At 67.2% G+C, this 9,661-nt stretch carries 9 protein-coding genes; 1 reads left to right on the top strand and 8 read right to left on the bottom strand.

Annotated elements, in window-relative coordinates:
- Window positions 1-79: 79 nt before the first annotated feature.
- The 6 genes from ACOADB_RS11865 to ACOADB_RS11840 form a co-directional block, all read right to left on the bottom strand.
- Entirely contained in the window at window positions 80-880 is an 801-nt protein-coding gene (locus ACOADB_RS11865) for an enoyl-CoA hydratase-related protein (RefSeq protein WP_378598482.1), read from the bottom strand.
- A 67-nt stretch (window positions 881-947) separates the two neighbouring features.
- Window positions 948-1,388: a tautomerase family protein gene (locus ACOADB_RS11860; RefSeq protein ID WP_378598479.1), complete on the bottom strand. Its 441-nt coding sequence runs from the start codon at window positions 1,386-1,388 to the stop codon at window positions 948-950.
- 78 nt (window positions 1,389-1,466) lie between these two features.
- Complete coding sequence (locus ACOADB_RS11855; RefSeq protein WP_378598476.1) at window positions 1,467-2,366, bottom strand: alpha/beta hydrolase; 900 nt, start codon at window positions 2,364-2,366, stop codon at window positions 1,467-1,469.
- Between the two features lie 26 nt (window positions 2,367-2,392).
- Complete coding sequence (locus ACOADB_RS11850; protein WP_378598473.1) at window positions 2,393-3,304, bottom strand: MBL fold metallo-hydrolase; 912 nt, start codon at window positions 3,302-3,304, stop codon at window positions 2,393-2,395.
- 144 nt (window positions 3,305-3,448) lie between these two features.
- Window positions 3,449-5,464, bottom strand: coding sequence for an acetoacetate--CoA ligase (locus tag ACOADB_RS11845; protein ID WP_378598470.1), 2,016 nt, complete (start codon window positions 5,462-5,464; stop codon window positions 3,449-3,451).
- Window positions 5,465-5,527: 63 nt separating this feature from the next.
- A complete protein-coding gene (locus ACOADB_RS11840; RefSeq protein ID WP_378598467.1) occupies window positions 5,528-6,319 on the bottom strand; it encodes an AraC family transcriptional regulator in 792 nt (263 codons plus the stop codon).
- A gap of 165 nt (window positions 6,320-6,484) precedes the next feature.
- Between ACOADB_RS11840 and ACOADB_RS11835 the strand changes: the two genes are divergently transcribed.
- A complete protein-coding gene (locus ACOADB_RS11835) occupies window positions 6,485-8,812 on the top strand; it encodes an ATP-binding protein (RefSeq protein ID WP_378598464.1) in 2,328 nt (775 codons plus the stop codon).
- A gap of 24 nt (window positions 8,813-8,836) precedes the next feature.
- Here ACOADB_RS11835 and ACOADB_RS11830 read toward each other — a convergent pair whose 3' ends face one another.
- Together ACOADB_RS11830 and ACOADB_RS11825 are read right to left on the bottom strand one after the other, a co-directional pair.
- A complete protein-coding gene (locus tag ACOADB_RS11830; protein WP_378598461.1) occupies window positions 8,837-9,316 on the bottom strand; it encodes a hypothetical protein in 480 nt (159 codons plus the stop codon).
- Window positions 9,313-9,661: hypothetical protein (locus ACOADB_RS11825; RefSeq protein WP_378598458.1), on the bottom strand; the 349-nt coding region annotated here is incomplete at its 5' end. The genes ACOADB_RS11830 and ACOADB_RS11825, both read right to left, overlap by 4 nt.

Here is a 9,661-nt window from a genome sequence, read left to right as displayed (position 1 = left end):
AGCGGACGGCTGAGACGATGACTGCTTCGGGCATGGGGTCCTCCTGGGATGAAGATGAGCTTGATGGGGGGTGCGATGGCTAGGCCGGAAAAGCTGGCGGCCGAGCTTCGAGGTAGCTGGCGAGCCCCTCGCGAAAGTCCGGGGAGCTGAAGGCGTCGAGCATGAGCCGATCGGCCTCGTGGACCGCCTCGGCGAACGTGCTGTCCTGGGCCTGGAGCAACTGCCCCTTGATCGTCCGCATGGACGCAGGGGAGCAGAAGTCGGCCAGTTCCGTGGCGTAGGCGACGGCAGCGTCGAGCAACAGTTCGGGCGCGACGACCCGGTCGACCAGCCCCAGCCGAAGGGCCTCCTCGCCGAGGATGACGCGTGAGGAGAGCATGATGTCCAGGGCACGGCTCCGGCCGACAAGGCGCGGCAACAACCAGGCCACGCCGTACTCGCCGATCAGGCCGCGACGGGAGAAGGCGGCGGTCAGCTTTGCGTGCGGGGTGGTGAAGCGAACGTCGCAGTACAGCGCCTCGACGAGGCCGAGGCCGGCGGCTGCGCCATTGATCGCCGCAACCAGCGGCTTGGTGAACAGCAGCGGGCGGTGGCGCGGCGGATCACGTTGCGCCAACGCGGAGAAGTCCTGGCTCTCCACGACCTCGGAGAGGTCGTCCATCTCTGCGCCGGCACAGAACCCGCGGCCAGCTCCCGTCAGCACGACGGCCCGCACGTCAGGATCCGACTCGGCCGCGTCGAGGAGTTCGAAGTAGCGCTGCTCCAGGACCTCGGTCCACGCATTGAGCCGGTCGGGACGATTCAGGGTGAGCACCAGGACACGTCCCCGACGCTGCGCGAGCACGACATCAGTCGTGCACGGCGTGGCGTCCCCTGTCATCTCGGCTCTCTCGTCGGTACGTGCTGGTGCCCCGGGGTACGGCGCCGCCGTACCCCGGGGTGCTTGGTCACGAGGCAGCGACCTCGTAAGGAATCGGCCGGTTCTCTTTGGCCCAGAGCTTCTCCACGTCGGAAAATGCCGGAGGTGGAACGAGGCCCTGCGTGCGCCAGAGGTCCATCGGGGTCTCGTCGACGTGCCACTCCCAGTCGAATCCGCGATCCTTGACATGGGGAACCAGCGCCTTCTCGAACTCCTCGCTCGCCCAGGCCCTGAGCTCAGCCGTTTCCAGCTGTCGGGCGACGTGGTCGACGAAGATCCGGATGAAGTTTCCGACGGGTTCGCCACCGACCAGGAAGTCCTCCTCGGGCACCTCCCGGAAGTTCACGACGACATAGAACGCCGGGATACCGACGGTCTCGGTGTACGCCGCGGTGATGTCCTTGGCAAATGCCTTCTTCTGATCTGCCGTGTAGGCACCGATCGGGGTTTGAATGTTCCACAGGGGCATGACGAATTCCTTAGGTGAGAGGGATGTTGACCTGGGTGGTCACGTGGGAACGATGGGGCCCGCCGTCCCGGACGGGTCCTACGCCAAGGCGCGAACGAAGTGCTCGCAAGCAGCCGTGGACGACACCTCGAACTCGGCGCCGGTGTAGATGTCGAAGTGGCCGCAGGGCAGCACGACCAGCTCCTTGGGCTCACGGGCCCGTTCGTAGGCCTCGAATGCGAGATCTGCATACGCACTGATGTCCTGATCGGCCACGATCATCAGCAACGAGGACGGTGAGATGCGGTGGATACCATCGCCCGGCTCGAACTCGCCGATCCGCTCGAGCGAGCGAACGGTCACCTCGTTGCGCCAGGACGGTGCCCGGTCCTGCGCCGTCTTCGTGAAGAAGTCCCAGGCTTCCTCGCTGGCCATCAGCGCCGAGCCCATCGGATCCGCGTCGACCGCCGGCATGAGCGTGGGCTCGCCACCGTTGTAGAGGTTGCGCCGCTCTGCGTCCAGACTGGCGTGCAACATGGGACGGAAGTCGGGACGAACGAGCCGCGTCAGCTGGCCGGACCCGCTGATGAACGGGACCTGGGCGACCACGGCTCGTACCCGAGGATCGACTGCGGCGACACTCAGCACGAGCCCACCGCCGTGGCTCGATCCCCAGATGCCGACCCGGGCGGGATCGACGTCCTCACGCCCCGTCACGTACGTGATGGCGTGACGAAGGTCGCGAACCTGGGCGATGGGGTCGATGTCCTGGCGCGGTGTGCCGTCGCTCGCGCCGAAGTTGCGGTGGTCGTAGGCCAGGACGTTCAGGCCAGCCCGGGAGAAGCACTCGGCATAGTCGTCGAGATGCATCTCCTTGACCGTGGTCAGCCCGCCCACCAGCACGACCACCGGGGCTGGGGAGACCGCCCCTTCCGCGGGGTAGAACCACCCGCGCAAGGTGACGTCGTCAGCCAAGAATTCAATGTCTTCGCGTGCCATTGCAGTTCCTTTCAACAGAAGGGTGGTCAGGGCTGGATGTCGGCGGCGGTCGCACCTGCGTCGCGCAGCTGGATCGCGCTCATGGCCGAGAACTGCAGGGTCCAGAGGTTGCCGTGGCCCGGGTACTTCGCCGACATGATGCGGACCAGGTCCTCGGCATCGCCTGCCACCTCGTAGGCAGCCGCGAAGTCCTGGATGTAGGCACGGGTCTCGGCGATCATGGTGTCGACCGCGTGGTCGTCGCCGTCGGGCCTGCGGTGGCCGGCGACGATCACCTTGGGTGCCAGCTTCTCGACCAGCGCGACTGTCTCCAGCCAGTCCTGCCATTCCTCCGGCGTCGACAGGCCGAGCATGGGGTGGATCTCGTTGTAGACGGAGTCGCCAGCCACCACGACGTCGATCTCGGGGATGTGCACGATGGTGGTCGGATGGATGTCCGCCTGCTTCACCTCGATGATGTGAAGGGGGGAGCCGTCGACATAGAGGGTCTTGTCGTCGGAAGGGTCAGGAAGCGCCCCGGCGTCGACACACGCGTCGCCGAACATCAACGCCCACTGCCCCCGCTGCAGCTCCATGGATTCCTTGATCTCCTCGACGACGTGCGGCAACGCGACGCACTTGGCGTCCGGGAACCGCTCCATGAGGGGACCGATGCCGAGGTAGTGGTCGGCGTGGGCGTGGGTGACGTAGATCGTGGTGAGCGTCTTCCCGGTCCGCTCGATCAGGTCGCCGAGATCGCGCACGTCGTCCTTGAGGTACTGGGCGTCGATGAGCACGGCTTCGGTCGCACCGGTGACGAGGGTCGCGGTCGTGGGCGAGAACGTCCCGCTGGGAAAGTCAGGCACGTCTTCCGCGGGGATGTTGGGCCAGCGACCGACGTACACGGTCGCCCGGATCGGCGGGACTGCTGCGGCCTGCGGCCGGATGTCGGTGTTCACGACGTACCTCCAGGTTGGGGTGTTTTGCTGACCGAAGTGCGGGTGAGACGTTCTTTCCCGCCGGTAGAAAAGACGCTAAAAGGGTGCGATCTCCGGGACATAGGTTGAGCGCGCCGGGCGCCGGTACGGGGCTGCCACGATTCGTCACGCGTCCTGCGACGACGACGTGGCAGCCCGGGCGACTGCATAGTCGACAAAGGCGTCCAGCAGGGACGGGTCGTCGACCGAACGTGCTTCGGCGACCGCCGAGGCGTCGTCTCCTTGCAGGATGCGCTTGACCGGGACTTCGAGCTTCTTGCCCGTTCGGGTGTGCGGGATCCCTCTCACGACGATGACGTCGTCCGGCACGACCCGGGGCGACACCGCCTCGCGGATCCGTCCAACGATGCGCTCGCGGAGCGCGTCATCGAGGGCGGAGTGGTCGGCCAGCGTCACGAAGAGAGGCATCCAGTAGTCGCCGTTCTGCTGCTCCGCGCCGATGACCAGGGCTTCGGTCACCTCGGGGAGTTCTTCGACGACGCGGTAGATGTCGGCGGTACCCATCCGGATCCCGTTGCGGTTCAGGGTGGAGTCCGAACGTCCGTGGACGATCACGGTGTTCTGCTCGGTGATGGTGACCCAGTCACCGTGCCGCCAGACTCCGGGATAGGTCTCGAAATAGGCCTCCCGGTAGCGGAGGCCGTCGCCGTCATTCCAGAACCGGGTCGGCATGGACGGCATCGGTTGGGTGACCACCAGCTCCCCCACGTCGTCGCGCAGGCTCCGGCCGTCCGCGTCCCATGAGTCCAGGGCGACACCCAGTTGAGCGGCCGTGATCTCCCCGGCCCGGACCGGCAGGGTGGGTACGAAGCCCGCGAAGCCGCTGGCCACATCGGTACCGCCGGTCACCGAGGCGAGCGGCACATCGCGGCCGACGTGCTCCGCGACCCACGAGTGCAGCTCGGGAGCGACCACGGAGCCGGTGGCCCCCAAGGTCCTCAGCCGATGCAGATCGTGGTCAGTGCCGGGTGATCGGCCCGCTCGGGCGCAGGCTTGCAGATACGCCGGGCTGGTACCCAGCACGGTGACATCGTGGCGGGCTGCGAGCGCCCACAGCGCATCGTCGGTGGGGTACGACGGACTTCCGTCGTAACAGACGACAGTCGCGCCGACGAGCAGGCCACTCACGAGGGAGTTCCAGACCATCCAGCTCGGCGAGGTGTACCAGAGGTACTTGTCGGAGGGCCCCAGGTCCAGATGGAGTGCCAAGGCCTTGAGGTGCTCGAGCACGATGCCGCCGTGGCCGTGGACGAACCCCTTCGGCTTTCCAGTGGTGCCCGACGAGAACAGCACCCAGAGGGGATGGTCGAACGACACGTGCGCAGGGGTCATGGCCAACCCGTCCCCGGCGATCGCCTCTGCCCAAGGCGTGGTGCCCGCGGGAGCGCCCGAGCCAGGATGCAGTCGATCGACGACGAGCACCTCACGCAGCGTCGGCATCCCGGCCTGCAGGGCTGGCAGCGCCTCGAGCCGATCGACCTCGCGTCCGCCGAAGCGGTATCCGTCAGCCGTGACGAGAACCACCGGATCCAACTGCCCGAGGCGATCGACCACCGCCTCCGGTTGATAGTCCTGCCCGCAGCACGACCAGGTGGCTCCGAGGCTCGCAGCGGCGAGGAAGGCGATGACTGTCTCGGCGATGTTGGGGAGATACCCGACCACACAGTCTCCTTCTCCAACGCCCCGGTCGCGCAGCCAGTTCGAGAGTGCGGACACCTGGCGGCCGAGCTCGGTCCACGAGATCGTCCGCGGCCCGGGCCCACCCGGTTCGGAATCGTCGATGATCGCCGGACGGGATGACGTGGTGTGGCTCAGCACGGTGTCGACGTAGTTCAGCCGCCTGCCGGGAAACCACTCGGCCAGAGGCATCTCATGCGATGCCAGCACCGGCCCGACACCCGTCATCTGCACCCCGAAGTAGTCCTTCAGGGATGCCCAGAACTCCTCCTGACTGGTCACCGACCATTCCCACAGGGACTGGTAGGAGGCGGCCTCGTATCGGTCCGTGGCCTGAAGCCAGTCGATGAACTCAGTGATCCGGGCGCCCGCGACCCGATCTGCCGAGGGTGACCACGTGATGTCGCCGGCTGCGCTCACGCTCTCCTCCGGGGTCCCCTTCATTCGGAAATCCACATCTCTACCCTTCTTCAAGGCGTCGTCCCCGGGTGCCGAGAGCATCGGGGATCAACAGCCGTGGCTGTCTCGGTACTCGCTCGGCGAGACCCCGAAGCGCCGGCGGAACTCCCGGCCAAGGTGGCTGGGGTCGTAGTAGGACCAGCGGTGAGCGATCGTCGCGACGGTCATGTCCGTGTGCACCAGGTCCTCACGGACCGCGGCGAGACGCCGGGCACGCACGACTGCGGTCATGGTGTCGCCGGTCAACGAGAATGCGCGGTGGACGGTTCGCGCCGACACGTTGTGGGCGGCCGCGAGCGTCTCGACGTGGATGGGGCCGCTCCGCAGGTTGTCGTTGATCCAGTCTTCGATCTTCGCGCGCAGACCGGACAAGCCAGATCGAGGTGACGCAGAACGGCTCTCCGCGCGGATGACACCGGCAGTCAGCGTCACCAGCACCCCGCGGGTCGCCTCGACCTCTGACGCGTTCATGGCTGGAACACGGCTCCAGACCTCGTCGAGCACCGTGACCAGGACACCAACGAGCGGTCGGTCCTGCTCGAGCACGAGGCAGGCGGGGATGTTCGCGTCACAACCCGCTGCCACCAGCACGGCGCGCGGCAAGGTCAAGGTGCGCACACCTGCCTGTTCCGCGGGCCATTCCTCGGACGGGAAGCCAGCCACGACCATCACGGTGTCCCGGCGCGTCTCCCGAAGGTCATCCAGGGACGACACGTCCTCCACGCGCGGACCTTCCCAGTTCGCGAGCTGGAGGTCGCCGACCTCCCGCATCCAGGGCGACCCGGACCCGGCGGGTTCGAAGTCGAGGACGTCGATCTCGGTAGATGCAGTCGCGGTCATCGGCGCCTTCCCAAGCAACGGACGGGGTTCGATCGGTCTGAACAGACTGATCGCCGACCACCACAGGAGGCATGGTGTGAATGACGTATCCCGTTACCTATCTGCGCTCGCGTACGACCGTTTCGCGTCACAGCCACGCCCCGCGAGGGCTAGGCTGGCTGGACCATGTCCTCACGGTCGGCGAATCCGCCGGACAACCTGCCCGCGGACCTGACGAGCTTCGTGGGCCGTAGGTCCGAGGCCCACGCTGTCCGCCAACTCCTCTCGGCCGATCGGCTCGTGACCCTGACCGGGGTCGGCGGCGTCGGAAAGACCCGCCTAGCGCTGCGGGTTGCCCATGACCTGCGACGCGCGTTCCCGGACGGGGTCTGCCTGGTCGAGCTGGCCAACTTGAAGGACCCGGACCTGCTCCCCCACACGCTGAACGATGCCCTGGGCATTCGCGAGCAGTCAGCAAGCGCTACCTCGGTCCTCGCCGACTACCTGCGCCCCCGGCACACGTTGCTGGTCCTCGACAATTGCGAGCACCTGCTCGAGACGACCGCGACCCTCGTGGACCGGCTGCTCCGCGCGGCCCCGAAGCTGCGGGTCCTGGCCACCAGCAGGCAAGCGCTGATGATCGCCGGCGAGCACATGTACCCGGTGCCGACGCTGCCGGTGCCCGACGTGGACGTCCGTCTCGCTCCCGGCTCGGCGACGCAGTTCGCGGCCGTCAGCCTGTTTGCCGCCCGGGCAGCTGCGGTGGTTCCCGGATTCGAGATCACCCCTGACAACGAACAGGCGGTCATCCAGCTCTGCCAGCGCCTGGAGGGGATCCCGTTGGCGATCGAACTGGCGGCGGTGCGGTTACGCATCCTCACGGTGGACGAGCTTGCGCACCGGCTGGACAATCGGTTCGACCTGCTTCGTGAAGGTAGTCGTAACCTGCCGGAGCGGCACCAGACGCTTCAGGCACTCATCGACTGGAGCCACGAGCTGTGCACTCCCGCGGAGAAGATCCTGTGGGCGCGCGCATCCGTCTTCACGGGCGGGTTCAGCCTCGACGCGCTCGAGGCTGTCTGCGCGGACGAGCTGCTCACCGAGGAGAACCTGCTCGACACGGTGGCCGGGCTGACCGACAAGTCCATCCTGATCCGGGGCGAGCAAGGCGGACGCGTCAGGTTCCGCATGCTCGAGACCCTTCGGGAGTACGGCCAGGTCCGACTGCGGGAGTCCGGTTCGGAAACCGAGTGTCAGCGCAGGCACCGAGACTGGTACAGCCACGTCATCGAGAAGGCTTCCGCGGAATGGTTCGGACCGGGACAGGAGGACTGGGCGGCCCTGCTCCGCGTGGAGCATCCGAACGTACGCGCTGCGCTGGAGTTCTGCCTCGGACGGCCTGCCGAGGTGCGCATCGGGCTGCGGATGGCCGGCCTGCCCTGGTTCCTCTGGGCTGCACTCGGCTTCATGACCGAAGGCCGTCTGTGGCTCGACCGGGCGTTGGCCCTGGACCAGGAGCCAAGCCTCGAACGGGTCTGGGCGCTGGGTACCGCCGCTGACATCGCCTTCTTCCAGGGCGACGAGACTGCGGCGACTTCCCTGATCGACGCGCTCCAGGCCCTTGCGGACCAGCTGGGCGACCCCAAGGGTCTGGCCTACGCCACCCACATGCGCGGTCTCCGGGAACTGGGCTCCGACCCGCACGCAGCCATTCCAGTGCTGGTCGAAGCGCTCGACCGATACGCAGGCACCGACGTACCCGCCGACTACCCCAACAGTGTGCGGCCGGCACTGGCCATGGCCTACCTGCTCTCGGGCGAGTTGGACAGCGCAGCTGAAGTGGTCGACGAGGCATGCCGGCAGTGCAAGCACGCCGGCGAGCGGTGGCTGTTGTCCTACGCCATGTGGGCGAAGGGGATCTTGCGCCTCCTTCAGGGCGAGCTCGACCAGGCTGAGGCCGACTTGTGCGAGGCACTCCAGCTCAAACGGTTCACCCCGGACAGCCTGGGCCTGGCCTTCATCCTGGATGCTCTCGGGTGGACCGCCGCCGCGCACGGCGACTCCGAGCGGGCAGCCGTGCTCCTCGGAGCATCGGACCAGGTCTGGCGGACCGTCGGCGTCCCCCTGTTCGGCGCGAAGCATCTTCTCGCCCGGCGCGAACACTTCCAGGACATGGCTTGCCTGGCGATGGGTACCTCCGGATTCACCACCGCCTTTGCACGCGGAGGCGAGCTGACTGCCGAAGAAATGGTGACCTTCGCGCTGCGGGAGCGCCGCACCTCCTCGGTCGAACCTCGACAATCAGACCGCCTGCTGACGGCTCGCGAACGCGAGGTCGCGAACCTGGTGGCTCAGGGAATGTCGAGCAAGGACGTAGCCGCCAAGCTCGTCATCTCCCGTCGCACTGTCGATGCACACGTTGATCACATCTTCGCGAAGCTGGGATTCAATTCCCGCGCACAGATCGCGACCTGGGTGACACAACAGCAAGTGGCGGAATCGCCGGATCGGTGACCGCCGGGACCCCGACTCCGGTCCTCAGACTGGTTCCAGTCCGGCGATCTTCCAGCCGGCACCCGAGCGCTCCATGGTCACTTCGACCCGACTGCCGGACACCGAGGACCGGTCGCCCTTGGCGGTCGTGGTCTGCGTCAGGAAGACCAGGACAACCACCTCGTCCTTGCCACCCGAGACGACCCCCGCCGCGCTGACGGTCGCCTGGGTGCTGATGCCGCGGTCCTTGGCCGTGGGCTCGACGACGTCCGTGACGATCTTGCGGTAGTCGTCGCGGAAGGCACCTGTCGTCTGGTCGAGCGCACGGTCAAGATCACCGCTGAGAGAGCTGTTGTCGTAACTCAGCAGAACCGGAACGCGGGTCTTGGCGGCCGACAGCGCGTCCTCGCGAGCGTCAGCCACCGCGGCGGCCCGATGCGCCTGCCAACCCGCGACGAGCACCGCGGCCAGCGCCGCCACGACGACCGCGAGAACCATCAGTCGGGAACGGTTCATGCTCTTCATGCGACGAACTCCAGTCCCGCGACGAGCCATCGGTCGCCTTGTTCTTGAAGGTCGACCCGGAGCCGGTAGTTGCGCGGCTCGGCCTCGGCGGTCTTCTTGTTCGTGACCGTCCCGGTCGCCGCGACGATCACCGTTGCCCGGCCTTCGTCGAGCTTGACCACCCCGGCGGACACGACGTCGCCGGTCGCGGTGACCTTGTTCGCCTTCAGCGCCTTGCGCAGGCCGTCGGCCTGGGCCTCGAGCTCCGAGCGGAAACCGGCGGTTGCCCCATCCAGCAGGCTCGCCAGGTTCTCGTCCGACGTGGCGCCGCTGACGGCGATCAGACCACTCACCTCGACGGTCGCC

The organism is Nocardioides sp. CPCC 206348, from assembly GCF_048654705.1.
Taxonomy (GTDB): domain Bacteria; phylum Actinomycetota; class Actinomycetes; order Propionibacteriales; family Nocardioidaceae; genus Nocardioides.
This window is presented reverse-complemented; position numbering and strand designations above follow the sequence as displayed.